At 61.7% G+C, this 24,601-nt stretch carries 20 protein-coding genes and 2 tRNA genes; 9 read left to right on the top strand and 13 right to left on the bottom strand.

What is annotated here, in order from left to right; all coding sequences use genetic code 11:
- Window positions 1-43: 43 nt before the first annotated feature.
- Window positions 44-1,024, bottom strand: coding sequence for a FecR family protein (locus LIY45_RS26825; RefSeq protein ID WP_226478174.1), 981 nt, complete (start codon window positions 1,022-1,024; stop codon window positions 44-46).
- A gap of 7 nt (window positions 1,025-1,031) precedes the next feature.
- A complete protein-coding gene (locus LIY45_RS26820) occupies window positions 1,032-1,550 on the bottom strand; it encodes a sigma-70 family RNA polymerase sigma factor (RefSeq protein ID WP_226478173.1) in 519 nt (172 codons plus the stop codon).
- A gap of 201 nt (window positions 1,551-1,751) precedes the next feature.
- Here LIY45_RS26820 and LIY45_RS26815 point away from each other — a divergent pair.
- Window positions 1,752-1,827, top strand: a tRNA-Val gene (locus tag LIY45_RS26815).
- 20 nt (window positions 1,828-1,847) lie between these two features.
- A tRNA-Asp gene (locus LIY45_RS26810) sits at window positions 1,848-1,924 on the top strand.
- An 80-nt stretch (window positions 1,925-2,004) separates the two neighbouring features.
- Here the strand turns inward: LIY45_RS26810 and LIY45_RS26805 are convergent.
- On the bottom strand, window positions 2,005-3,519 hold the full coding sequence (locus LIY45_RS26805; RefSeq protein ID WP_226478172.1) for an MFS transporter: 1,515 nt from the start codon (window positions 3,517-3,519) through the stop codon (window positions 2,005-2,007).
- A 104-nt stretch (window positions 3,520-3,623) separates the two neighbouring features.
- Here LIY45_RS26805 and LIY45_RS26800 point away from each other — a divergent pair, with 104 nt between their 5' ends.
- Window positions 3,624-4,547, top strand: coding sequence for a LysR family transcriptional regulator (locus LIY45_RS26800; protein ID WP_226478171.1), 924 nt, complete (start codon window positions 3,624-3,626; stop codon window positions 4,545-4,547).
- On the opposite strand, the gene LIY45_RS26795 is transcribed toward LIY45_RS26800, so the two are convergent.
- The 8 genes from LIY45_RS26795 to LIY45_RS26760 all read right to left on the bottom strand — a co-directional run bounded on the left by LIY45_RS26795 (window position 4,507) and on the right by LIY45_RS26760 (window position 16,356).
- Window positions 4,507-5,199: a response regulator gene (locus LIY45_RS26795; protein ID WP_010166411.1), complete on the bottom strand. Its 693-nt coding sequence runs from the start codon at window positions 5,197-5,199 to the stop codon at window positions 4,507-4,509. The two genes, LIY45_RS26800 and LIY45_RS26795, sit on opposite strands and share 41 nt — an antisense overlap.
- Window positions 5,196-7,847, bottom strand: coding sequence for a sensor histidine kinase KdpD (locus LIY45_RS26790; RefSeq protein ID WP_226478170.1), 2,652 nt, complete (start codon window positions 7,845-7,847; stop codon window positions 5,196-5,198). Before LIY45_RS26790 ends, LIY45_RS26795 begins: the two co-directional genes overlap by 4 nt.
- A 129-nt stretch (window positions 7,848-7,976) precedes the next feature.
- Window positions 7,977-10,049 (bottom strand): potassium-transporting ATPase subunit KdpB, encoded by a 2,073-nt coding sequence (gene kdpB / locus LIY45_RS26785; RefSeq protein ID WP_226478169.1) that lies wholly within the window; start codon window positions 10,047-10,049, stop codon window positions 7,977-7,979.
- 11 nt (window positions 10,050-10,060) lie between these two features.
- Window positions 10,061-10,720: a K(+)-transporting ATPase subunit C gene (gene kdpC / locus LIY45_RS26780; protein WP_226478168.1), complete on the bottom strand. Its 660-nt coding sequence runs from the start codon at window positions 10,718-10,720 to the stop codon at window positions 10,061-10,063.
- Between the two features lie 10 nt (window positions 10,721-10,730).
- On the bottom strand, window positions 10,731-12,437 hold the full coding sequence (gene kdpA / locus LIY45_RS26775; RefSeq protein WP_226478167.1) for a potassium-transporting ATPase subunit KdpA: 1,707 nt from the start codon (window positions 12,435-12,437) through the stop codon (window positions 10,731-10,733).
- Window positions 12,438-12,544: 107 nt separating this feature from the next.
- Window positions 12,545-12,643, bottom strand: coding sequence for a K(+)-transporting ATPase subunit F (kdpF, locus tag LIY45_RS30800; RefSeq protein ID WP_003219423.1), 99 nt, complete (start codon window positions 12,641-12,643; stop codon window positions 12,545-12,547).
- Between the two features lie 739 nt (window positions 12,644-13,382).
- On the bottom strand, window positions 13,383-14,513 hold the full coding sequence (locus tag LIY45_RS26765) for a catalase family protein (protein ID WP_226478166.1): 1,131 nt from the start codon (window positions 14,511-14,513) through the stop codon (window positions 13,383-13,385).
- 31 nt (window positions 14,514-14,544) lie between these two features.
- Complete coding sequence (locus tag LIY45_RS26760) at window positions 14,545-16,356, bottom strand: di-heme-cytochrome C peroxidase (protein ID WP_226478165.1); 1,812 nt, start codon at window positions 16,354-16,356, stop codon at window positions 14,545-14,547.
- Window positions 16,357-16,602: 246 nt separating this feature from the next.
- On the opposite strand from LIY45_RS26760, the gene LIY45_RS26755 reads away from it, so the two are divergent.
- The 5 genes from LIY45_RS26755 (at window position 16,603) to LIY45_RS26735 (ending at window position 19,452) form a co-directional block, all read left to right on the top strand.
- Entirely contained in the window at window positions 16,603-17,343 is a 741-nt protein-coding gene (locus tag LIY45_RS26755) for an FKBP-type peptidyl-prolyl cis-trans isomerase (protein WP_226478164.1), read from the top strand.
- A 463-nt stretch (window positions 17,344-17,806) separates the two neighbouring features.
- Window positions 17,807-18,262: a YkvA family protein gene (locus tag LIY45_RS26750; RefSeq protein ID WP_026078323.1), complete on the top strand. Its 456-nt coding sequence runs from the start codon at window positions 17,807-17,809 to the stop codon at window positions 18,260-18,262.
- Between the two features lie 97 nt (window positions 18,263-18,359).
- Window positions 18,360-18,698 carry a helix-turn-helix transcriptional regulator gene (locus LIY45_RS26745; protein ID WP_017480261.1) on the top strand — a complete coding sequence of 113 codons (339 nt, stop codon included), beginning with the start codon at window positions 18,360-18,362 and terminating at the stop codon, window positions 18,696-18,698.
- Entirely contained in the window at window positions 18,695-19,066 is a 372-nt protein-coding gene (locus tag LIY45_RS26740; RefSeq protein ID WP_010166435.1) for a hypothetical protein, read from the top strand. The genes LIY45_RS26745 and LIY45_RS26740 overlap by 4 nt, the downstream gene beginning before the upstream one ends.
- Entirely contained in the window at window positions 19,066-19,452 is a 387-nt protein-coding gene (locus LIY45_RS26735) for a sel1 repeat family protein (protein WP_226478163.1), read from the top strand. The genes LIY45_RS26740 and LIY45_RS26735 overlap by 1 nt, the downstream gene beginning before the upstream one ends.
- A 1-nt stretch (window position 19,453) precedes the next feature.
- Here LIY45_RS26735 and LIY45_RS26730 read toward each other — a convergent pair whose 3' ends face one another.
- Window positions 19,454-21,232, bottom strand: coding sequence for a bifunctional diguanylate cyclase/phosphodiesterase (locus LIY45_RS26730; protein ID WP_226478162.1), 1,779 nt, complete (start codon window positions 21,230-21,232; stop codon window positions 19,454-19,456).
- 112 nt (window positions 21,233-21,344) lie between these two features.
- The gene (locus tag LIY45_RS26725; protein WP_172834552.1) at window positions 21,345-23,426 is read right to left on the bottom strand and encodes a carboxy terminal-processing peptidase; all 2,082 of its coding nucleotides are present in this window, start codon (window positions 23,424-23,426) and stop codon (window positions 21,345-21,347) included.
- 138 nt (window positions 23,427-23,564) lie between these two features.
- Between LIY45_RS26725 and LIY45_RS26720 the strand changes: the two genes are divergently transcribed.
- A complete protein-coding gene (locus LIY45_RS26720; protein ID WP_226478161.1) occupies window positions 23,565-24,527 on the top strand; it encodes a zinc-binding dehydrogenase in 963 nt (320 codons plus the stop codon).
- Window positions 24,528-24,601 lie beyond the last annotated feature (74 nt).

The raw sequence follows: 24,601 nt of genomic DNA, 5'->3' as shown, positions 1-24,601 counted from the left end.
CCTTGACGGGTAGCCCGAAACAAAGCGGAAGCGATGCGAACAATTATTTTTTGCTCTCGGTATCCGGGCTGACGATCATCAGCCACGGCGTAAAGGTTTTCAGCCTGATCGGCAGGGTTTGAGCCAGCATCTGCAAGGTGCGGTCGGTGTCATCCAGGGGAAGTACCGCCGAGACCTTGAGACTGGCCAGTGCAGCTCGATCGAACTGCAAGCGGCCCGAACGGTGTCGGGCGATCTCATCCAGCACTTCAGGTAGCGGCCGGTTATCCACCACCAGTTGATGGCGGCGCCAGGCTCCATTGATGCTCGCCGTATCGATGCTGCCGGAGAGGCGCACGGCATCCTTGCTGAGTCGCGCCTGCGAGCCTGCGTCCACTTCCAGCGTTTGCTGCCCGTTCGCGCTTTGGGCGGCAACGCGGGATTCGAGCATGCTCAGCACAGTGACGTCATCCTCGCGCCTGACCACAAACCGCGTGCCCAACGCACGCAGGGTGCCCTGGGCCGTCTGCACCACAAACGGACGGTCGCCATCGTGGGCCACTTCCACCAGGATCTCACCTTGCAGCAATTCGATGCGCCGCTGCCGGCTGTCGAAATGCAGGTTCGCCGCACTGATGCCGTTCAAGGTCAGCGTGGAGCCGTCCGCCAGGCGCAGGGTTTTCCATTCGCCGGGGCCGTTGTGCACATCGGCCATCCACTGTTGCGGGTAAGGGCTGTAGAGCAGCGCCGCGGCGGGAAGGGCCAGGCTGCAGGCCAATACCAGCGCTCGGATGTAGCGTTTGCGCGCTTTCCCGTGCCGAGGAAAGGCTGCACTCAAGGCCGCCCGCGCCGGTACTTTTTGCCCGCGCAGGGCCTGCATCCGCGCAATCACATCTTCCATGCGCGCCGCTGAGGCCGCGTGCTGCGGTCCCTGCTGCTTCCAGCGCTCGAACGCCTGCCGCTGGGCCTCGGTCAATTCGCCTTCGTGCAGGCGAATCATCCATTCGGCGGCCTGTTCGTCGATCTGTTGGCGGGCGTCGGGCATGGGCGACTCAGATGTCCACGCTGTGGCTGCAATGCAGCAGGGCCTGGATCAAATACTTGCGTACCGTACGTTCCGACAATTTCAGTTGGCGGGCGATTTGCTGCTGGGTCAGGTCTTCGAGGTAATACAGCACAAACGCCTGACGCACATTGGCGTGCATGCCTTCAAGAATGAAAGCGATGTGCTCAAGGGCTTCCAGGGTGGTGTGGATCTGTTCCGGCGAATGAAAACCTTCCAGGGTTTCTACCGTCAGCATCAATTCCTGAAGGTAGGCGTGCTCAATCTGCTTGCGCCGGGCCTGGTCGATGATCAGCCGCCTGGCGGTGGTGCTCAAATAGGCGCGGGGTTCGCGGATGCCGGTCACCGACTCCCGTGCGTGCAGAATCCGCGCGAAAGTGTCCTGCGCCACGTCGGCAGCATTGTGGGTACAGCCCAGTTTTCGGCGCAGCCAAGTGAACAGCCAGCCGTGATGCGCGCTGTACAGCTCGGTAATCTCCCGTTGGAACGGCGGTTCACCTACAGACATAAGGCGCGACTCAGGTGTTATTGAGAATAATTGTTAATTGTGGGGCCAAGGCTTGTGCAAACGCAATAGACTCGCGTTTGCGCCCAAAACGCCGGTTTTGCGGGGTTCGCAGGGGCTAAGGCAAAATATTTTGAATAAATTGCATTTAAATCATGACATTACGAAAAATTGCTATAGAATGCGCCCCACACCGAAAGTGAAGGGTGATTAGCTCAGCTGGGAGAGCGTCTGCCTTACAAGCAGAATGTCGGCGGTTCGATCCCGTCATCACCCACCATTCGCTTCTCAGTGTTACGCGCAGCGGTAGTTCAGTCGGTTAGAATACCGGCCTGTCACGCCGGGGGTCGCGGGTTCGAGTCCCGTCCGCTGCGCCATATTAAGGTCACCTGGAACGCTGAACGCCAGGTACCACGGAAAGCCCGCTCATTGAGCGGGCTTTTTTTGTGCCTGGGATTCAGCTCAACGATTGAATGCCCGGTTCGGTTTGTACGGGGGCAATGCCGGTTCGCCCCATGAAGGCCAGGCCCACCAACGCCGTCAGCACGGTGAATCCCGCGAGCAGTTGCAGCAAGGTGTTGAACCCCGCGATGTAGGCGCTGCGCAGTGCTTCCAGCGGAAGGGCGGCCGAGGCCAGTTGCACGTTGCCCATGACCAGGCCTTGGGCAATCACTGAAACGTCGGCCCCTGCGCGCCCCTTCAGGTGGTACGCCACCAGTGCCCCCAGCACAGCCATGGTGATCGCCAGCGCCACCCCTTCACTGGCCACGCGGGTGGTATTGAAAATCCCCGCCGCCATTCCCGCGCGCTCTTTGGGGACCACGCTGATCGCCAAGCCATCCATCAAGCCCCACGGCAGCCCGGTGCCGACCCCGATCACCAGCATCGCGGCCACGGTCTGCCCAGGCTGGTCGGCCAGGCTTAATCCCCACAGGCCCGCCGCTGCGATCAGCAAGCCAATGGCACACAACACACCGGCCGACAGCCAGCGCGTCAGCGCTGCGGCGATCATCGGCACCACCAGCATCGGTGCCGACAGCGCCAGCATCATCAAACCCGCGCCCAGCGCGCTGGCGCCTTCCACGCCGATAAACCGCAGGGGCAGCAACACGATCAGCACGATGTAGCAGTAACAGGTGCCGATCGGCAGGAGCTGCACGCCAATAAAACGCGGGAAGCGAAACAGCCGCAGCTCCAGCATTGGTTGGCTGGAGCGGTTTTCGACGAGGATAAACACCAGCAAAAACACTGCCGCTGCGATCAGCAGGGCATCAACCAGCGGCGATGACCAGCCGTGCTCCGGGGCGAGGATCACCGCCGTGGTCAGGGCCACCAGCATGGCCGAGAACGTCAGCACGCCCGGGGTGTCCAGCCGCAGCGCTTGCGGGTCGCGGCTTTCGCGCATTTTGGGCGCGGCAAACAGCAGCGAAATACCGGCCAATAGCGCGGTGCCGAGAAAAATCGAGCGCCAGCCCCAGTGTTCGATCAGCACCCCCGACAGCAATGGCCCAAACGCCAGGCCTGCACCAAACGTTGTACCGAGCAAGCTGAAGGCGCGGGTGCGAGCATGGCCGTCAAACTCCTGGGCCAGCGCCGCACAGCCACTGGCCAACGCGGTAGCCGCCGCGACGCCCTGCACACCACGCAACACATCCAGCCAGAAAATCCCCGGTGCCACTGCCAGCAGTAAGGAAACCAGGGTAAACAGCGCCATGCCCCACAAGAACAGACGCTTTCTCCCATACAGATCAGCGAGGGTGCCGGCGGCCATCAACAGGCTGCCGAAGCTCAGCATGAACGCATTGGTGATCCACGCCAGCTGGCTTGGCTGGGCGGCAAATGCCTGGCCGATAAAAGGCGTGGCGACGGCGCCGCCGGTGAAGCTCATGGGCAATACCAGGGCCGCCAGGCAAATCGCGGCCAGGATGGAGTATCGGCCATGGGCGGGCACAGGTTCGGTTGTCGTGTTCATGGGGCATTCCCGCAGGTCTGAAGGTTGAAAGACTCTAATCAGGATGCAATTGTGGATAAACGGGCTTACATTCCGTTCATAACGGACAGAATGGATGCAATGACGTGACCGATAACCTGAGCGGCGTGATCGCCTTCGTGAAAACCGCGGAAGCCTTGAGCTTCACCGGCGCGGCCCGGGCAATGGGGATTTCCGCCTCGGCGGTGGGCAAGAATGTCGCCAAGCTTGAGGCGTCACTGAATGTGCGGCTGTTGCACCGCAGCACACGGAAGGTCAGCCTCACCGCCGAAGGGCAACTGTTCTACGAGCGCAGTCGGAAAATTCTCGACGACCTGCAAGACGCCCGCGCCATGCTTTCCCATGCAATGCAGGCGCCTCGGGGTAAGCTGCGGGTCAGCCTGCCCACCATCGGCTATCGCTTTCTCTTTCCTCACATGATGGCGTTCCGCAAAGCCTACCCCGAGATCGAACTGGAGCTGGATTTCAACGACCATCTGGTGGATGTGATCGAAGAGGGCTTCGACGTGGTCATCCGCAGCGGCGGCCTGGCGGATTCGACCCTGATGGCCCGCAAGCTGGGGCCGTTCAGGTTTGTGCTGTGTGCCTCACCCGAGTACCTGCGGGCCAACGGGCGGCCAGAGTCCCTGAGCGACCTGGAGCATCACCCGTGTTTGCGTTACCGCTTCGCCACCACCGGAAAAGTCATGGACTGGACCTTATCCGCCAACCCGGCCATCACCCAATTGCGCCTGCCCACCGCCCTGACCTTGAACAATATGGAAGCCATGCTCAGGGCTGCGATGGACGGCCATGGCATTGCCTACGTGCCGGACTTCCTGGCCCGCGAAGCACTCGCCGAGGGCCAGCTTGAAACCGTGCTCGACGACCACTCCGACGACCAGGGCCAGTTCTGGGCCCTGTGGCCTTCCAGCCGGCACCTCTCGCCGAAGATCCGGGTGTTTGTCGATTTCGCCGCCGCGCATCTGTTCACAAGCCCACCAGTCGGTAGCCCACCTGCAACTCGGTGATGAAGTACTGCGGCTGGGCCGGGTCGGCCTCCAGCTTCTGCCGCAGATGTGCCATGTGCACCCGCAGGTAGTGGGCGCGGTCCACGTAGTCCAATCCCCACACTTCAAGCAATAACTGCCGATGGGTGAGCACCCGGCTCTGCCCGCGAATCATCGCGCACAGCAGGCGGTATTCGATGGGCGTCAGGTGCACCGGCAGGCCTTGGCGCCACACTTCATGGGTCGCCAGGTCCACCTCAATCTCGCCAAACGCCACCTTGCTGGTGGCCGCCACGGTGCCGGTTTGCCCGTGCCGACGCAGTTGCGCCCGGATGCGCGCCAGCAACTCGGGCACGCCGAAGGGTTTGGTCAGGTAGTCATCGGCGCCGGCGTCCAGGGCGGCGACTTTTTCCTCTTCGCGATCCCGCGCCGACAACACCAGGATCGGCACCGCCAGCCATCCCCGCAGTTCGCTGATCAACTGTTTGCCGTCGCCGTCCGGCAGGCCGAGGTCGACGATCACCAGGTCCGGCTGGCGGCTGGAGGCATGGATCAACGCGCGCTTGACGCTGTCGGCCTCGAACACTTGGAAGCCCTCGTCCTGCAGGGCGATGCCGACAAAACGGCGGATATTGGCCTCGTCTTCAACAATCAGAATGCGTGCAGTGCTCATAGGGCGTCCATTGGGGGCGGAGTACCCGCCGGTAAAGTGATGACGAAATGCATGCCGCGCTCTCTGCCGGGCATGGCTTCGATGCGCCCGCCGTGGGCTTCGACGATGCGTTTGGCCAGGGCCAGCCCCAGGCCGATCCCGGCGACCGAGGATTCCTGCTGGCCACGGGCAAACGGTTCGAACAGATTGGCCGGCGCGCTGCCCGGGCCGGTGTCGCTGACTTCCAGCAGGATGCTGTCCGACACAGTGCGGGCGGCCACGGTAATGACCGTGCCCGGCGGGGTGTATTTGGCGGCGTTGTCCAGCAGGTTGACCAGCACCCGTTCGATCAGCAGCGCATCGACTTCCACCAGCGGTAATTGCGGGTCCAGCGTCGTATGCAGCACATGCCGGGCCAGTGGTTCACGCAACTGGCGCAGGGCGCTGCCGACGATTTCCTCCAGCAAATGCCATTGCCGGTTGAGCCTTACGCCGCGCTCTTGCATGCGGGCCATGTCCAGCAGGTTTTCGATCAGGCGTTGCATTGAGGTCGCCTGCTCATGGATGCCGTGCAGCAACTCGGTCAGCGGCCCTGGCGGTGCATGGGGCAGGGCGGTGTCGGCGGCGCCGATCAGGGTGGTCAAGGGCGTGCGCAAGTCGTGGGAAATCGCCGCGAGCAAGGTGTTGCGCATTTTCTCGCCTTCCATCTGCACCAACGTGCTTTGCGCCACTTCGACGAAGTGCACGCGCTCCAGGGCAATCGCCAACTGGCTCATGCAGGCTTCCAGCAGGCGACGTTCTTCGGGCTCGTTGAGGCGTTCGCTTTGCGCCAGTTCCAGCACCAGCACGCCGCGCACCCGCATGGGCGCCTTGAGCGGCAGGTAGCAACCCTTGGCCGCGGACAAGGTGTCGGTGCCCTGGCCGGCGGATTGGCCGTGGTCGTAGGTCCATTGGGCGATGCTGTCGTCGATCGGCAGCCCGCCTGGGCTCACGCTGTGCACGCCGTCGGCGGCGTCCGGCAAGGCCAGGCCGACCCGTGCCTCGAACACGCCGCTGAAGGTGCGCAATGCCACTTCGCTGATCTGCTCCACGGTCAACGCGGCCGACAGGTCCCGGGCCAGGCGTGCCAGGGATGTGGCGCGGCGTTCTCGAGCGGCGGCGGTGCGCGCTTCGTGGCGCAGGCGTGCGGTGAGCTGCCCGGTGATCAGGGCGATGCCGAGCATCAACGCGAAGGTGAAGAAATACTGGGTGTCGTTGACGGTAAACGAGTAGCGCGGCTGGACGAAAAAGAAGTCGAAACACAGCACCGCGAGCATCGCCGCCCATACGCCGGGGCCGCGTCCAAACCGCAGGGCCACCAGCACCACGGTGAGCAGGAACAGCATCACCACGTTGGCCAGGTCGAACACCTGAAGCAGCAGCGCGGCGATGGCGCTGGCGGTGAAACAGGCGAGGGTGGCCCAGAGGTAGGCGAGGGTCCGGCCGGGGGCGGGCGCGGTTTTTTCAATGACCGGGACAGTGCCCGGCAGTACGCCATGGGCGATCACGATCTGGTCGATCTGCGGATGGTGGCGGCTGATCCGGTCGCCCACCGACTGGTGCCAGAACCGCCATGCCCGGCGTGGATGATGGCCGAGTACCAGGCGATTGGCGTTGTGTTCCCGGGCACAGGCGGCCAGTGCTTCGGCGACGTCCATGCCCGGCAATGTTGCGGTGTCGGCGCCAAACTCGCTGGCCAGGGCCAGGGTTTTCATCGCCGTGAGATAACGCTTGGCGCCGCGCCCCTGGGCGGAGGCGACGTGCACCACGATCCAGTCTGCCTCGAGCTTTTGCGCCAGGCGCGCGGCTTCACGTACCAGGCGCTCATCACCGGCGTCACCGGCCACGCCTACCAGCAAGCGCTCGCGGGCAGGCCACAGGGTCTTGATCGACTGTTCGCGGCGGTACACGCGCATTTGCGTGTCGACTCGGTCGGCGGTGCGGCGCAGGGCCAGTTCCCGCAGGGCCAACAGGTTGCCCTTGCGAAAAAAGTGCCGCGAAGCGCGCTCGGCTTGGGGACCCAGGTACACCTTGCCGTCCTTCAAGCGTTGCAGCAGATCATCCGGCGGCAGGTCCACCACGACCACTTCGTGGGCGTTGTCGAACACGTGGTCCGGTACGGTTTCCCGCACGCGAATGCCGATGATCCCACTCACCAGATCGTTAAGGCTTTCCAGGTGCTGGACGTTGAGGGTGGTCCACACATCGATGCCGGCGCTGAGCAGTTCTTCCACGTCTTGCCAACGTTTCGGGTGGCGTGAGCCGGGCACATTGCTGTGGGCCAGTTCATCCACCAGCAGCACGGCGGGATGGCGTTGCAGGGCGGCGTCGAGGTCGAATTCGGTGAGGGCAAAGTCGCGGTGAAGACGGTGGGCCCGGGGCAGTTGTTCGAGGCCGTCGAGCAGGTCGGCGGTTTCCTGGCGGCCGTGGGTTTCCACCACGCCGGCGAGTACGTCGCGCCCCAGGCTGACTTCCCGTTGCGCCGCGTCGAGCATGGCGCAGGTCTTGCCCACCCCGGCGTTGGAGCCGAAGTAGATACGCAATTTGCCGCGCAAGGCGGCCTGTTCTTCCTGCTGGACCCGGGCGAGGAGGGCGTCGGGGTCGGGGCGTTCTTCGTTTAATGCGGGCATGTCATTCCTGGTCAATGCGGTTCAATTGTGGGAGCGGGCTTGCTCGCGAAGGCGCTGTATCAGTGACAGATGAGTTGGCTGACACGGCGCATTCGCGAGCAAGCCCGCTCCCACATTGGGTTTGCGGCGCTACACGAGACCCAGCCCGGTCAGCACCATGTCAATCAGCTTGATCCCGGCAAACGGCACCAGCACCCCGCCCAGGCCATAGATCAGCAGGTTGCGATTGAGCAACGCCGCCGCGCCAATCGCCCGATACGTCACGCCGCGCAGTGCCAGCGGAATCAGCGCCACAATGATCAACGCGTTGAAAATCACTGCGCTGAGAATCGCCGAGTTGGGGCTGGTCAGGTGCATCACGTTCAGCGCGCCGAGCTGCGGATAGGTCGCGACAAACGCCGCCGGGATGATCGCGAAATACTTCGCCACGTCATTCGCCACGCTGAAGGTGGTCAGCGCGCCACGGGTCATCAGCATCTGCTTGCCCACCTCGACCACTTCGATCAGCTTGGTCGGGTTGCTGTCGAGGTCGACCATGTTGCCGGCCTCTTTCGCTGCCTGGGTGCCGCTGTTCATCGCCACCGCCACGTCGGCCTGGGCCAGGGCCGGGGCGTCGTTGGTGCCGTCGCCGGTCATGGCCACGAGCTTGCCCTGGGCCTGGTAGTCGCGGATCAGTTGCAGCTTGTCTTCCGGGCGGGCCTCGGCGAGGAAGTCATCCACGCCGGCTTCCACGGCAATCGCGGCGGCGGTCAGGCGGTTGTCGCCGGTGATCATCACGGTCTTGATGCCCATGCGCCGCAGTTCGGCGAAGCGCTCCTTGATGCCGCCCTTGACCACGTCCTTGAGCTCCACCACGCCGAGTGCTTTCGCCCCGTCCGAGACCACCAGCGGAGTGCTGCCGCGTCGCGATACTTCGTCGACCTTGGCCTGCAAGGCGGCTGGAAAACTTCCACCCAGTGCTTCGATATGACTGCGGATGGCATCCGCCGCGCCCTTGCGAATACCGCGGCCCTCGGGCAGGTCAACGCCGCTCATGCGGGTCTGTGCGGTGAAGTGCACAAAGCTTGCGCCGAGGGCGTTGATGTCCCGCGCACGGATGTCGAACTTTTGCTTGGCCAGCACCACAATGCTGCGGCCTTCCGGGGTTTCGTCGGCCAGGGACGCCAGTTGCGCCGCATCGGCCAACTCGGCTTCCTTGACTCCTGGTGCCGGCAGGAAGCTGCTGGCCTGGCGATTGCCCAGGGTGATGGTGCCGGTCTTGTCCAGCAGCAACACGTCGATGTCACCGGCCGCCTCTACGGCGCGGCCAGAGGTGGCGATCACATTGGCCGACATCATGCGGCTCATGCCCGCCACGCCGATGGCCGAGAGCAGGCCGCCGATGGTGGTGGGGATCAGGCACACCAGCAGCGCCACCAATACCGTGGCGCTGACCACGCTGCCGCTGCCACTCATGGCCACGGCGAAGATCGAGTACGGGCTCAGCGTGGCGATCACCAGCAGGAACAACAGGGTCAGGCCCACCAGCAAAATCGTCAGGGCGACTTCGTTGGGCGTCTTCTGGCGCTTGGCGGATTCGACCATGGAAATCATACGGTCGAGGAACGACTCCCCCGGGTTGACGCTGATGCGCACCACCAGCCAGTCCGAGAGCACCCGCGTGCCGCCGGTGACCGAGGAAAAGTCGCCGCCGGCTTCGCGGATCACCGGGGCCGATTCACCGGTGATCGCGCTTTCATCCACCGAGGCCACGCCTTCGATCACCACGCCATCGAGCGGCACCAGGTCGCCGGCTTCGATCAGCACCACCTGGTCCTTGCGCAACAACGTGGCTTCGGTCGGCAGCCATGCGGCGCCGTGCTTGGGTTGTTGCAGCAGCTTGGCCAGGGTCTGGCGTTTCATCCCCCGCAGGCTGGCGGCCTGGGCGCGGCTGCGACCCTCGGCCAGGGCCTCGGCGAAGTTGGCAAACAGCACGGTGAACCACAGCCACAAGCTGATGCTGAGGATAAAGCCGCTGGGGGCTTCACCCTGGCCGCCGAGGGACTGGAACCACAGCAGCGTGGTGAGGAGGCTGCCCAGGTACACCACGAACATCACCGGGTTTTTCCACTGCGCCTGGGGCAGCAGTTTCTTGAACGCGTCCCCGCAGGCGGTGAGCACGATGGCGCGATCAAACAGAGGTAAACGAGCATTCTTGATCATGGGGGAATCTCTTACTCACTGGCCGCAATGGGGGGCTGGCGCACAGGCAGGCGGGCGTCCAGCGCGAGGTTGAGTTGCAGCACATTGACTCGTGGTTCGCCGAGCAAACCGAGGGTGCGGGCGGCGGTGTTTTCGTTCACCCGTTGCAGCAGTTCGGCTTCGGGGATCTGCCGCAGGCGGGCGACCCGGGCCAGTTGGATGCGCGCGTTGGCCACGGAGATATGCGGGTCCAGGCCGGAGGCGGAAGCGGTGACCGCATCCACCGGCACCTGGGCGTCGGCGGCGAGGCCGTTGTCCTGGCGGTAGGCTTTAACTCGGGCTGCGACCTGATCCACCAGTTTCTGGCTGGTCGGGCCAAGGTTGCTGGCGCCGCTGGAGCCGGCGTTGTAAGGCTGCGACACGCTTTTGCTCGGGTCTTGCGGGTCTGCGCCGAGGGTCATGCTCGGGCGGCCATGGAAGTACCCGGGCTGGGTGAAATCCTGGCCGATCAACGCCGAGCCGATCACCAGTCCGTCGCGTTCAATCAGCGAACCCTGGGCCTGGAACGGGAACAGCAACTGCGCGGCAAAGGTGGTGAAGATCGGGTAGGCGAGGCCGGTCAGGGCCATGAAAAACACGGCCGAAACCAGCACCGGGCGCAACAGCCCTTTGAATATCGATTGAGTCGTCATCAACGTGTCCTTAGTTGTACGTCTGGCCGGACAGCAACTGCAGTTGCTCCACCAGCGGGCCGAGCGCGAGCGCCGGCAGGAAAGTCAGGCCACCCACCACCAGCACCACAAACACCACCAGCACCATGAACAGCGGGGTTGCGGTGGGGATGGTGCCAGCACCGGCAGGCACGGTCTTTTTCATCGCCAGGGAACCGGCCACAGCGAGCATCGGCAGCATCGTGAAGAAGCGCCCGATCAGCATCGCGAGGCCAATGGTGGTGTTGAAAAACGGCGTGTTGGCATTCAGCCCGGCGAATGCCGAACCGTTGTTGGCGGTGCCCGAGGTGTAGGCGTAGAGCACCTCGCTGAAACCGTGGGGGCCGAGGTTATTCAGGCTGGCCATGGTGTCGGGCCACAGGGCGGCGAGGGCGGTGAAACCGAGGATGCTGATGGGGTGCGCGAGCACCGAGAGCATCACCAGTTTCATCTCCCGGGCCTCGATCTTCTTGCCGAGGAATTCCGGGCTGCGGCCGATCATCATGCCCACCAGGAACACCGTCAGCAGCGCGTACTGGATCAGGTTGATAAAGCCCACGCCGTCGCCGCCGAACACGCAGTTGAGCATCATCTGCGCCAGGGGCACGAAGCCGCCCATGGGGGTCAATGAGTCATGCATCGCGTTGACCGAGCCGGTGGTGGCCGCGGTGGTGGTGGCGATAAACAGGCTGCTGTCGGCGATGCCGAAACGCAGTTCCTTGCCTTCCATATTGCCGCCGCTTTGCTCGATGGACAGCGTCTGGTTGGCACCGGCCTGGGTCAGCAACGGGTTGCCGTTTTGCTCGGCGCCATACACCAGTGCGAGGAAGCCAATGAACATCACCAGGAAGGTGCCGAAAAACACCCAGCCCTGACGGCGTTGCAGCAGCATGCTGCCGAAGGTGTAGGTCAGCGCCGACGGGATCAGCAACATGCTGAGGATGTGCAGGGCGTTGGTCAGCGGCGTCGGGTTTTCGAACGGGTGCGCGGCGTTCATGCTGAAGAAGCCACCGCCGTTGGTGCCGATATGCTTGATCGATTCAAAGCTCGCCACGGCGCCGACAATCAACTGTTGCTGCGCGCCTTCAAGGGTTGTGGCCAGGGCCTGGGAGGCAAAGGTCTGGGGCATGCCTTGCCACACATACACCAGGGCCATGCCCACGCACAGCGGCAGCATCACGCGGTACAGGGTGCGGGTGAAGTCGACCCAGAAGTTGCCGATATCCGCCGAGCTTGAACGGCTCAAGCCACGGATAAAACCCGCTGCGGCGACCACGCCCGAGGTGGCGCCGATAAACATCAGGAACGTAATCACCGCCATCTGGCTGAAGTTCGACAGGCTGGTCTCGCCCGAGTACGCCTGCCAGTTGGTGTTGGTGATAAAGGACGCGGCGGTATTGAACGCCAGGTCCGGGGTTTGCGCGGCCAGCCCGAGCGGGTTGATCGGCATGACGGCTTGCAGCCGCAGGATGATATAGCCGAGCAGCATCATCGCCGCGTTCGACAGCAGCAGGGCCAAACCGTAGCGGGCCCAGCCCATGGTTTCCAGCGGGTCGATGCCCAGCAGGCGATAGGTATAACGTTCCGGCAGGGCGTGGCGGGTTCCGGTAAAGACCCGGGTCAGCCACTTGCCCATCAGCACGGCGAGCCCGGTCATCAACCCCAGGACCAGCGCAAATTCCAGCAAAGTGCTTAGCATGTCGAGGCTCCGTTCAAATCTTGCCCATGGCGACAATGGCCATGGCTGTCGTGGTGAAAAACACCAGGGAGAGGCCTACAAAAATCACGTCGTACATGGCGGGCTCCCTAGAACTTTTCGGCGCGAATGAGGGCATAGCCCAGATAAGCGAACAGCCCGACGGCGCATAAGCCGCTGGCGATATAGATGAACTTGAGTGTGAGCACGGTGGAACTCCCCTGATTAATAAGCCGCGATTGCGGACGCGGGGAGGTTAAGAGGTTGGGTATCAAGTTCGGGCACTGATTACTGGGGCGGGTATTAAGACGGTGTATAGAGGGGGCTAGGGTGGGCGAACGAAAAAAAGGGATAGCCCGGGGGTGGGGTATCCCTTGAAACACTGGGGTTCTGCTGCTTTTGATGATCAGCTTATTTGGCTTTCTTTTTCTTTGAATCACGGGTGGCGAGTTGTTCGAAGCAAAAGGCGGCGGCGCCGAACAGGGCGATCATTGAGAGGACGATCATGCCTAAAGTTGAACTTTCCACGATGACTTCCTACGGGGGTGATTGGTGTGGAGTTCACAGTAGTGGAGGGGGATTAGTTGCTCAATAGAGACGACGTAAACGTTATGGCGTGGGTTGAATCTATACGGAATCTTTACGTGGCTGTTGTGTGTATATCCGTTTTTTAGGTAACGGCTACTTATGGTTTCGCTCTTACAGCGACTCACTTTGGAAAAGCCCCAAAGTAAGCAAAGGGCTCTGCCCCGCCTGTCGGCACCTCGCTTAGGCGCCCCGTTAAACCACGCTGGCCGGAGTGAGGGCACTCCGAGCCTAGGCGAGGAGCCGAGTGGTGGGGCAAGAGCGTTTTGCTTACTTTTGCGCTTTTCAAAAGTGAGCCGCTGTAAGAGCGGAACCAATAGCGGCCGTTACCGCAGCAACGGATATGCCCCCCACACCGCAGAGCTACAAATTCCGGCTATGCCGATAATCACTGACCGCCTCATACACCGCCTTACGCAACCGATTAATCCCCCCAATCGGCCGATGCGCCTCCACCCCAAACCACGGATTAAACGACTGATTATCACAAGCCAGGTTCAACGCCGGCGTATCAAAATCCTGCGCCGGAATCACCACCTTGGCCACCGTCTCAAACGGCGCATCACTCTCTTTCCACTCAACGCTGGTGTCCTCGATCGGCATAAACTTCTGCGGATTCTGCCGCTGAATCTGCAACACAAAACACGCCGCCACCCGGTCAGTCGACAGTTGCTGATTCAACGCACTGCGCAAAAAGTTCGGCAGGTCCTGATTCTGTTCAGGCAGCACATACGCAGGACACCCCTGGGGATCCGGCGCCACCCGAAACTTCGCATTCGCCGCCCCAAACTTATACGGCGACACCGAGAAATAAGTTGTCTGCGTAGGACTCACCGGCGGCGGCGCCAACGTCGCCAGGGCGATAAACAAATGCCGCACCTGCCAACTGCGCGGATCCACCCCGGGGAAGAACGCCAGGACCTTCTTGCCATCGGCCTGAGCCGAAATGTTCTGCGCATACTCCGCCACATCACTGACGAAAAAGTTCGGATGGCTGAACATCACAAAGTCCTGCTCACCGCGCGCCTGCTGATCCGCCAGCAACTGCTTGCCCGGCACGTCCAAGAGCTTGATCGCCATGCCCCGTGCATCCCGGATGCTGTCGAACTGCGGATACGCATTGCCGTTGGACAAACGCATCATCGCCTGCCAGGTCTTGCCCGGCTCGGCGAACACGCCCTGGCGCAAGGCCGGGTCGAGGTCCGGCAGCACGCTGACCTCGGCTTTCACGCAACCATGGGCCTTGGCATGCGCATCTCGCAGGTAGCGCGTGCCTTCGCGGTGTTGATCGACGATGCGCACGGCGGTCTGGATGATGCCTTGGGTCATGGCCGCTTCCCCCGGCGGGATCTGTTCATCCGTCGACACCGGGCCGCTGTGTTGCCAGGCGAACCATAGGGTGGACAGCAACCAACCCAGCAGGCCCAGGCCCACCAGCCATAACAGGGTCTTGCCGAGAAACGCGCCGAGGCGCAGCCAAAGTCGAGCGAGCATTTAAAAATCCTTTTCTGCGAAGTCGGTTGGGTCAGGGCAGTTGCTGTTCCAGCGGGCCGCCCAGCACTTTCAAATATTCCAGCAGCGCCCAGCGTTCCTGGGGCAGCAAGCCTCGACCGATCACCCCGTTGCCACGCTGGCCGGCACGGAATTCATGGCCGCTGTTGTGGTTGCCGGTGATGCGCGTATCGAACAGGAAGGCATTGGGGAACGCTGCCGTTTGATAACCCAGGTGGCGCGGGTCGTATTCGAAGGTGCCTTTATAGAAGGTCGGGCTGCGCTCGTCCTGGGGCGAGAGCAATTGGTAGATCGTCGGCACCGAGCCGTTGTGCAGGAACGGCGGCGTCGCCCACACCCCGGCCAGGGGCCGAGCTTTGTAGGCGCGCAGTTCGCGCACGCCGATGGGCAGGCCGAAACCGTCCAGCTGAGGACGTTCGGCGGGTGTCACGCCGGCGGCGCGGTAGGCGTGCTCTTCGACAAAGGCAGTGATGTAGGCCAGGCCTTTGGCTGAAGAGAGGCTGCGCAAGTCCAGCGGCTCGGTGGGCGTGGGGTGCAGTTTGACGTTCATTTTCGCCAACTCCGCCGGGTCCCATTGCAGGGCGCTGAGGTCGAAGCGGTGGTCAGCGATATTGTTGGCGGTAGTAGGGTCGGTACCGATGACGTCCACCGGGAGCATTTTCAACTGGCGCACCGGACGGCCATCGACCTGGGACACCGCCGACACGTGGCAGCCGGCGCAGTTCTCGGTGAATAGCGCGCGGCCCTGGGCGGCCAGTGGTTTGTCGATCGCGCCGAACAGGTCTTCGGGCCAGGTGGGTGGCTTGAGCCGTTGCAGGGTTTCTTCGATGGTATTCAGGTCGCGCACCCGCACGCTGGAGGCGTAGCGTGCATCGCCCTTGAGCGGCTGGCCGGCGCTGTCGAAGAAGTCCAGGGTGGCGCCAACGCCCAGGGCTTCGCCGATATTGCGGGCCATGGGTTGCTGGGCCGAGCCGTTCCATTGCACCCAGTCGAAGGTCCAGATGTCCCACAGTTGCGGGTAGTCCACTGGTGCATTGGCGATGCGGTAGTTGTCGGGGGAAATGGCGTCGCCGAAGCTGGCGTTGGCGATACGGCCAAAGGCGTCGGTACGACCCGGGCCTTCTTCGGTGGGGTAGAGGCCACGGTGGGTGTCGTTCCAGGCAACTTTCAGGAAGTTGTTCAGGGACTTCTTGAAGTCCTGGCGCAGTTGCGCGGCGTTCTGGTCGTCGTAGTCATGGCCCAGCACGGTGCGGGCAAAGCGCTCGAATTTCCACGGGTTGTAGTAGGTCGAGGCAAGGCTGGCGACCAGTGCCTGGCCGAAGCTGCCGCCGCGCAGGGTCGGTACGCTGGACGGCAGCACATGTTGCGCCGGGCCACCGTCGATACGCAGGCCCTGGCCTTTGAAGTTCAACTGGCCGGTGTGGCACGCGGCGCAGGTGATGTCGAGAAACTCATCATTGCTGCCAGCGTTTTTATGCCGGGCAAAACCCACCGGCAGGTTGCCGGGGTTTTGCGCGGTGGGTACCTGCCTGGGGTCTACCAGGAAACCGAAGCGCGCCAGGTACTCGGGCGTGGCGAAACGCTGCTCGGAGAACGGCAGTTCCAGTGCAGTAAACCAGTCATAGCGCAGCCCCTTGACCTGGGTGCCCTGGGGCGTGAAGTAATACGTCTGGCGATCTGCGGCGCTCCATTGGTCCTGGTAGTGCACCTGTTCCACCGGCACATAAACCGGCAGTTTCGGGTTGACCACGTAATAGAGCACCACCGCCAGGACCAGGCCCAGCAGTATGAAAATCATCAGCAAAACACGGGAAAAAATGCGCAAGATAACTATCCTTGTCGAGTTGTAGCGTTCTTATGCCATCAGGCCAGCAGTGCGGCAAGTGGCCATGAGTCTCGTTCCAGCGCTGCTGCTGTCCGTCGCAGGGCCCTGGATTGAATGAAAATGCTTTTAAACACGTGAACTTATCAGAAGTTTCCTGCTCACATGCCGGTAGCCATTGGTCGTGGCCGCCTGATAAGCTCGCGACTTTACTCGAATGCCCTTTTGGCACACGAACAAGGAAATAGCATGAAACAGCATCGGTTGGCGGCGGCGGTGGCCCTGGTTAGCCTGGTACTTGCGGGTTGTGATTCGCAAACCAGCGTAGAGCTGAAAACCCCGGCGCAAAAAGCTTCCTACGGTATCGGCCTGAACATGGGCAAAAGCCTTGCTCAAGAAGGCATGGATGACCTGGACTCCAAAGCGGTAGCCCAAGGCATCGAAGATGCCGTCGGCAAGAAAGAACAGAAGCTGAAAGACGACGAGCTGGTCGAAGCCTTCGCCGCACTGCAAAAACGTGCTGAAGAGCGTATGGCCAAGATGAGCGAAGAGTCGGCAGCCGCCGGCAAGAAATTCCTCGAAGAAAACGCCAAGAAAGACGGCGTTGTCACCACTGCTTCCGGTCTGCAATACAAGATCGTGAAGAAAGCGGACGGTGCTCAACCCAAGCCTACCGACGTAGTGACGGTTCACTACACCGGCAAGCTCACCAACGGCACCACCTTCGACAGCTCCGTGGATCGCGGCAGCCCGATTGACCTGCCGGTCAGCGGCGTGATTCCAGGTTGGGTCGAAGGCCTGCAACTGATGCACGTTGGCGAGAAGGTCGAGTTGTACATCCCGTCCGACCTGGCCTACGGCGCGCAGAGCCCGAGCCCGGCGATTCCAGCCAACTCCGTGCTGGTATTCGACCTGGAACTGCTGGCCATCAAGGACCCGTCCAAGGCTGAAGCGCCTGACGCACCGGCTGCTCCGGCTGCCAAGAAGTAATCAGCACCTGAACACACAACGCCCCGTCTCGACGGGGCGTTGTTGTTTCTGGCCTGTGCGATCGTTCCCGCGCTCTGCGATCGTTCCCACGCTCTGCGTGGGAATGCATCCCGTGACGCTCTGCGTCACCATTGCGCATTGCTCAAGCCTTGCGCTAACTGCAAGCGCGGAGCGCCACAGGCGGCATTCCCACGCAGAGCGTGGGAACGATCAGTTGAATCCAGGCCAAATTCAACCGAACCCATGCGGGCTAGAGCAGTCTGATAAAAGACCCGAGCACGGCTAGACGCAGATAATCTCCAAGTCAATGAATTCTTGGGTTTTTTTTATGTGCGCAAAAAACGCCCGATCTGACTGTAGCCCTTGTATTACGTGGCTTTCAGCCTGGAAAATAGGCTCTGTTCACAAGGTTATCCACAATTTGTGTGGATAACCTTTTCTGTCCCCTGGAACTGGAGTGATGATGAAAGCGCCGTTTAATTTCACCCGCTTCCTGCCCATGGCTGCTCGCCTGCTGGGCCGTGGGCGCTTGCCTACGTTGCTGTTCGCGGTGGCCGCCAAAGGCTCGAGCCAGGGCAACCGGCTGGGCAAGCTCAAGGACGACCTCAAGCTGCTCCAGGCCTTGTGCCTGGCCTACTGGCGCGGCGAATACCGGGCCATCAGCCCCAAGGCACTGATTTCGGTGGTAGCGGGGCTGATGTACTTCCTGAGCCCGATTGACGCGATCCCGGACTTTATCCCGGTATTTGGCATGCTCGACGACATTGCCGTGCTGGCATGGGTCATGAAGACCCTGGACGGCGAACTGAGCGCTTTTCGTGCCTGGCGCGAGCGTCAGGCCCCCGAGAAGCTCGCGGTGGTTGAGCGCCTGCCAGCGACGCCTCTGTTGCTGACGCAGGAACACCTGAAAAAAAACTGAACCTTGCGAATATCCCCCTGCGCTCTTTGTGGCTGTTAGGATTACACTCCTAAGGAAAGTACTTACGAAGTAAGTGTTGTGATCCTACGGGGCAGTCATGGATATTCAGATAATTACAAAGGATGGCGAACCCGAATATGCGGTTCTGCCTTGGGCTCAGTATCAGGCGCTGTTAAAAGCCGCCGGTCAGCAGCAGCCGACATCTCCTGCTTCGAACCTTCGCCAAGCCACTGCCGAACCGGATCTGCGCCCCCTGGAGCAGCTGCGAAGCCTGCGCGAAGCCAAGGGCCTGGCCATCGAAGCTCTGGCGCGCACGGTGGGCATCAGCCCGTCTTACCTTGGCTTGATCGAAAGTGGTGAACGCCAGCCGGACGCAGCCATCCGCCGCAGTCTGGCTTGGGAACTGGGCGTCGCAGGTTGGAGGGACGAAACGTGAGCGTACGCATCAGCCGTCAGCATTGGGATGGGTTAATCAACGAGCTGGACCAGGCGCGCCGACAGCGCCACCTCTTGACCTACCGCGCGTTGCTGGAGCGCCTGCAATTTCCCACGCCGGCGATGCAGACCCTGACGGCCGCGCTGGAACACCTGGCGGCGCTGGATGCCAAGGCCGACCAGCCGCTGCGCAGTTCCCTGGTGATCAGCCAGGGCGCCAGCCGCCTGCCACGTACCGGCTTCTTTGAATGTGTGGAGCGTCTTGGACGTTTCTGCGGGCCGTCCGATGGCGTGGCCGCAGCGTCGTGGCACGCATCGGAAGTGGTGCGGGTGTTTGAGTACGATTATCCCGAGTCAGCGGAGGCTTAGTGTTTTGGAAGCTTAAGGCGTATGTCAGTTATTGGCTGGCGCGCAAATTGTTTCATTGGTCCTGGTTCATGCGACAGCCGCGTGGCTGGCAATGGCTTGAAGGCCAGTTCGCACGCATGGCCAATCTGGGGGACGTAGGGGCCCAGAGTTTCTACGGACATATCCTGACGTTTCGCGGCAAGGGCCTTGGCGCCCGTGAAGAGGGCGTGCGGCTGTTGCGGCTGGCGGCCCAGGCCGGAGATGGCAAGGCTGCCTACCAGATTGGGGTCTTAAGCCTCGCGGGCAGCCTTGGCAAGGCGCCGGATCCGCGGGAAGCGGCACGCTGGTGGAAAGTCGCCGCCCGGGCCGGGCACCCGTTGGCGCAGATTCGTCTGGAACAACTCTGATCTAGAGCGGCTCCGGTTCTGCCTGGCCCAACTCCAGACTGTCGATCACATGAATGCTATAGCCGGCCACGTTCTTCGCGTGGTGCTTGGCTTGCGAGGCCAGTTCTGCCAACTGGCTGGCATCGAGTTGTCCACAGGCCTGTGGATACAAATGCACCACGCCGATGGACAGCGACAGCAGCGCAAACTCCTGGCGCACGCCCTGGCGGTTCAGTGCAACGAAACAGCCCGCGTCCAGATGCTCGCTGCGATAGAAGCGCCGGCATTGGGTGTGGAAGTCGTCCAGCAGCTGGTTGAGTCGCTTGCGCCAATCCTGCGGCCCCAGCACCAGTAAAAAGTCATCACCGCCGATATGCCCGACAAAGTCGCGGCTGGGGTCTACCCGGTCGTTCAGGCATTGCGCCAGGCACAGCAGCACTTCATCGCCCCGGCCATAGCCGTAGATATCGTTGAATGGCTTGAAACTGTCGATATCCACGTAACAGATCACTGACTCGCGTTGTTGCTGCAACAGCCGCGTCAGGCACTGCTGGATCGGCACGTTGCCCGGCAGCAAGGTCAGCGGGTTGGCATAGCGTGCCTGCTGGATCTTCAGCTCGGTAATCAACTTGAGCACGTCGATCACCCGCCCCAGCCCCAGGTAATCGCCGTTGAGGGTGATGATGAAATCTTCCTCGATCCGCTGGCGTGCGCGGCTGGTGAGCAGTCGGCTGACTTGCTGCAAGGACTGGCTCAGTTCCACCGCGAGGAAGTCATCACTCATCAAGCGGCTGATGGGCTTGCGGGCGAACAGGTCGGTGGCGAACGGCTTGAGCAAGGCGTCCGACAGCGAGTGCCGGTGCACGATGCCGATTGGATGGCCACGCTCGTCCAGCACCGCCAGGGAATTGAGGTTGGCCTGGCGGCGGAAGGCTTCCAGCACCTGCGCCGTGGCGGTGTGCTGGCCCACGGCCGGTTGTTCGTTGAGCAGGGCGCTGAGGTCGCTGCCTTCGTCGTTCAGTGTGACGTTGGCGCTGTCAGGCTTGGGCAACATCAAGCGCGCTTCCTGCGGCGGGTGTTCCTGGGGGCGACAGAGCAGATAACCCTGCACCAGGTCGACGCCCATTTCCGTGAGCACCGCCAACTCTTCCGGCAGCTCGATGCCTTCAGCGATCACCTGGGCCCGGGAGGCCTTGGCGATTTGCAGGATGGAGCCGACAAACTCGCGCTTGAGGGCGTCCTGGTGGATGCCGTCGATAAAGTGCCGGTCGATCTTCACATAGTCCGGACGCAATTCTGACCACAGCCGCAGGCTGGAGTAGCCGGCACCCAGGTCATCCAGGGCAATCGAAAACCCCATGGCGCGGTAGTGATGCAGCGCGGTTTGCAGCAGTTGAAAATCGTCGGTCGGGGTTTGCTCGGTCAGTTCGATCACCACCTGGCTGGGCGGGATGCCGAAATCGCTGAGCAGTTGCAGGGTGCGGCCGGGCTGGTGCGCGGTTTCCAGCAGGGACTCGGGCGAGACGTTAAGGAACAGCTTGCCCGGCAGTTTCTGTTCGCTGAACCGCCGGCAGGCGCTTTCCCGGCAGACCATCTCCAGCTCGCTGAGGCGCCCGGCGTGGCGGGCCACGGAGAACAGCGCGATAGGGGAGTGCAACGGGCTGTTGGACGGGCCACGAGTGAGGGCCTCGTAACCGACCACGCGCCGCTCGGACAGAGAAATAATCGGTTGGAACAGGCTGTGCAAACTGCCTTGAGCCAGAATTGAGCCCAATGCATTCAGCTGTTCGGTCATGGTCATGATTTTCTCGGGTCGAAAAAAAAGGACCTGCTTGGGCAGGTCCTTCATTTCACGACAGAATGATGTCTATTTGATGACACTCCGGAGAGCGTTCACATTAAATTGCCATCATTTACTGCTTGGCCACCGTCTTACTGATTTTCAAGTAGTCCAGCAGGATGCGCCCGGTCTCGCTCAGGTAGGCATCATCTTCCGGCTTGGTTTTATCAGGCTCGGCGGCGATCGCATCTTCGTCTTCTTTCTTCAGTTCCTTGAGTGGGGCTTCGCCTTTGGCCTTGCGGCGGGCGTTCTCCAGCACCAGTTGCTGATTCTCGATGTCGGTGTGCTGCGCACGACGGTCGGCTTCGTTGAGGCTGACGGTTTTCTCTTCCATCAACTTCTTGGCCAGGGCCAGCTTGTCGCGGATAAAGATGAACTCGGCATCCTTGGCGGAGCGGGCTTCGTGATCAGCTTTCAGCTGTGCGATGTACGGTTTGAACGGGTCTACCGCAGGCTTGATCGCAGGGCGGATGGTGTCCCACGGCATGGCCTCAGGCAGTGCACTCTCGCCGATTTCCTTGGTATCGATGATCGACGGGAAATCGACATCCGGCAGTACGCCCTGATGCTGGGTGCTCTGCCCGGAAACCCGGTAGAACTTGGCCAAGGTCAGTTTCAGCTCGCCATGGTTCAGCGGCTGGATGGTCTGCACGGTGCCTTTGCCGAAGGTCTGGCCGCCGATGATCAGCGCACGGTGGTAGTCCTGCATCGCGCCGGCAAAAATCTCCGAAGCGGATGCCGAGAGGCGGTTGACCAGCAACGCCATCGGCCCTTTGTAGAAGGCACCCGGGTTTTCGTCTTCCAGCACGTCCACACGGCCGTCAGCGTTACGCACCAGCACGGTCGGACCCTTGTCGATAAACAGACTGGTCAGCTCGGTGGCTTCCTGCAGGGAACCGCCGCCGTTGTTGCGCAGGTCGATGACCACGCCGTCGACTTTTTCTTTCTGCAATTCTGTCAGGATTTTCTTAACGTCGCGGGTGGTGCTCTTGTAGTCCGGATCACCGGCACGGAACGCTTTGAAGTCCAGGTAGAACGCCGGGATCACAACCACGCCCAGCTTGTAGTCCTTGCCATCCTGCTTGAGGTTGAGGACTTGCTTCTGGACGGCCTGGTCTTCGAGCTTCACCGCTTCACGGGTGATGGACACGATCTTGCTGGTCTGGTCGTTCGGCGCGTTGGTGTGGGGAATCACTTCCAGGCGCACCACGCTGCCTTTCGGACCGCGGATCAGCTTGACCACTTCATCCAGACGCCAGCCGACCACATCAACCATCTCTTTGTCGGCCTGGGCCACACCGATGATCTTGTCGGCCGGAGCAACCTGCTTGGTCTTGTCGGCCGGACCTGCCGGCACCAGACGCACGATTTTCACCTGGTCGTTATCGCTTTGCAGGACGGCACCGATGCCTTCCAGCGACAGACTCATGTTGATATCGAAATTTTCCGCGTTATCTGGCGACAGATAATTGGTGTGCGGGTCGTAGGACATCGCGAAGGTGTTGATGTAGGCCTGGAAGATATCTTCGGCACGGGTCTGGTCCAGACGTGCCAGCTGATTCTTGTAGCGCTTGGTCAACAGTTCCTGAATGGCCTTCGGGTCTTTGCCTGAGATCTTGTAGCGCAGGACCTCATCCTTGACGCGTTTGCGCCACAGGTCGTCCAGTTCGGCTTCGGTGGTCAGCCAAGGAGCGTCCTTGCGGTCAACCAGCAAGGTCTCTTTCTTGGTGAAGTCGAACTGGTCGACGCCCTTGTTCAGCTCACCAATGGCGAAGTCCAGACGCGCTTTGACGCGGTCCAGGTAACGCTTGTAGATGGTGAAGCCGGGCTGCAGGTCACCGCTCTTGAGGAAGTCGTCGAACTGCGTCTTCCACTTGTCGAACTCGGTGATGTCGCTGGCCAGGAAATAGCTGCGCGAGGGATCCAACAGCTTGAGGTAGCTGTCGTAAATGATCACCGAGCGAGCGTCGTCCAGCGGCGGCTTGCTGTAATGGTGGCGCTTGAGCAACTCAACGACGTTAAGGCTGGCAATCACCTCATCGCGATCAGGCTGAAGATTGTCCCAGCTGTTGGCTGCGAACGTATTGCTCGATAGCGGCAGAAGGCCGATACCAATAAAAAGAGCGAGGGCGGTGCTGGGGAACAGATGCTTCATGCTGATTCGACGCGGGGGCAATTGATAACGCATATTAGGCCGTCTTTGAAGTCGCCGGTTCCATATGGGCCGGTCGCATAATGCAAAAAGCCCGGCGCTACAGCAACGGGCTCAGTCCAGACTCACTATGGAGGCACTGTGAAAGCATTGCAAGGCGTTGAAGGTCATGTGGAGTGGCAAGACGAGCCGAGTCCTACATGTGATGTAGGCCAAGTTCGCATTCGTGTGGCGGCTGCGGGCCTGAATCGGGCCGATTTATTACAGCGTTCAGGGCTCTATCCACCGCCTCCGGGCGCCAGTCAGGTGCTGGGCCTGGAGTGTTCCGGGGTGATCAGCGAAGTCGGTGCGGGTTCGTCGTGGCAGGTGGGTGATCGCGTTTGCGCGCTGCTGGCTGGTGGCGGGATGGCCGAGGAAGTGGTGGTGGACGCGCGTCATGTGCTGCCGGTGCCGGAGGGTGTGTCCCTGGTGGAAGCGGCCGGGTTGCCCGAGGTGTACAGCACTGCGTGGCTGAATCTGTTCCAGTTGGCGGGCCTCAAGCCTGGGGAGAAGGTGCTGTTGCATGCTGGCGCCAGTGGCGTGGGGTCGGCGGCGATTCAACTGTGCAAGGCGTTTGGTAGCCCGTGTTGGGTCAGTGTGGGGTCGGCGGATCGCTTGGCGTACTGTGAAGCGCTGGGGGCTCAGGGGGGAGTGGTACGTACTGATGGCATCGAGGGTTTGAGTGATTTTGGGCCGTTCGATGTGATTCTTGACCCGGTGGGGGGGAATTACGCGGCGCTGAATCTCAAGCTGGCGGCGCGTGATGGGCGCTGGGTGTTGATTGGCTTGATGGGGGGGCGTGAGGCGCAGATCGATCTGGCGCAGGTGTTGGCCAAGCGTGTGCAGGTGTTGGGGTCGACGTTGCGCAGCCGGGATGATCAGTTCAAGGCTGACCTGTTCAGTGACTTGAGCCAGCAGGTTTGGCCGTTGTTTGCCGAGGGCCGTTTGAGTCCGCAATTGGCCAAGACGTTTCCGATCAAGGATGCCGAGGCTGCGTTTGCTGAGCTGGCGACTAATCAGATTTCCGGGAAGCTGGTGTTGGTGATTGACGAAAGCCTGGCCTGATTTCAGAGGTGACATTTGTGTTGGGGGTGAGTTGGGCTGGGTGTATATCCGTTATTTAGGTAACGGCCGCCTAG

Origin of the sequence: Pseudomonas sp. MWU16-30323, from assembly GCF_020515595.1 — a bacterium.
In the GTDB taxonomy this organism is placed as follows: Bacteria; Pseudomonadota; Gammaproteobacteria; order Pseudomonadales; family Pseudomonadaceae; genus Aquipseudomonas; species Aquipseudomonas yamanorum.
Note: the sequence above shows the minus strand (reverse complement) of the source record. Positions and strands in the feature narration are given on the sequence as shown.